This is a genomic window from Myxococcus llanfairpwllgwyngyllgogerychwyrndrobwllllantysiliogogogochensis, from assembly GCF_006636215.1.
GTDB lineage: Bacteria > Myxococcota > Myxococcia > Myxococcales > Myxococcaceae > Myxococcus > Myxococcus llanfairpwllgwyngyllgogerychwyrndrobwllllantysiliogogogochensis.
Window position 1 is genome coordinate 1 of record NZ_VIFM01000988.1, and the last position, 390, is coordinate 390.

Here is a 390-nt window from a genome sequence, read left to right on the forward strand (position 1 = left end):
GGTTGAGCCGCAGGCTGAGCGACAGCCGCTGCGCGGCCAGCGCGCTGTACTTCTCGAAGAAGGCGGCCGCCACCTCCGACAGCATGAGGATCTGCCCCATGGGCGAGATGTCCGGCCCGCGCAGGCCCCGCGGATAGCCCGTGCCGTCCATGCGTTCGTGGTGCTCCAGCACGGCCGTCTCGACCGAGGCCGGGTAGGCGCCCGGTGCCCGCAGCAGCAGCATGGCGGTGATCGGATGGGCGACGAGGTGCTTGCGGTCCGGGCCGGTGACCTTGTTCTCGGGATCGTTCCATACCGGATCCATGTGCAGCACGCCGATGTCGTGCAGCAGGGCCGCCTCGGCCAGCAGCGAGACGTCCCGTCCGCTGTCGCCACGGCCCAGGGCCAGAT

1 protein-coding gene is annotated in these 390 nt (G+C 70.5%); it reads right to left on the reverse strand.

From position 1 onward, the window contains the following. A partial coding sequence (locus tag FJV41_RS57670; RefSeq protein WP_141649703.1) for an HD-GYP domain-containing protein occupies nucleotides 1–390 on the reverse strand: 390 nt, incomplete at both ends.